Source organism: Streptomyces tibetensis (genome assembly GCF_007655005.1).
Lineage (GTDB): Bacteria > Actinomycetota > Actinomycetes > Streptomycetales > Streptomycetaceae > Streptomyces > Streptomyces tibetensis.
Window position 1 is genome coordinate 1 of record NZ_SZVW01000078.1, and the last position, 314, is coordinate 314.

A 314-nucleotide genomic window follows, 5' to 3' on the forward strand; every position below is an offset into this window, starting at 1 on the left:
GCGGCGGCTCGTCTGGCGGCGGCGCTGACGCCGGAGGTGGACGCGGTCCTGGCCCGGTATCCGCTGCGGGACCTGGTCACCAGCAGCGAGCCGCTGCCCCTGCTCGTGGAGCGGGAGCGGGCCCTGTACGGCTCGTGGTACGAGTTCTTCCCCCGCTCGGAAGGCACCCCCCAGCAGCCCCACGGCACCTTCCGCACCGCCGCGCGCAGACTGCCGGCGATCGCCGCGATGGGCTTCGACGTGGTCTACCTGCCGCCGATCCACCCCATCGGCACCACCTTCCGCAAGGGGAAGAACAACACCCTCTCCCCCGG

1 protein-coding gene is annotated in these 314 nt (G+C 72.9%); it reads left to right on the forward strand.

What is annotated here, in order from left to right:
• The coding region (locus FDO69_RS41005; protein ID WP_138430340.1) for a maltotransferase domain-containing protein at window positions 1-314 on the forward strand (314 nt) is incomplete at both ends.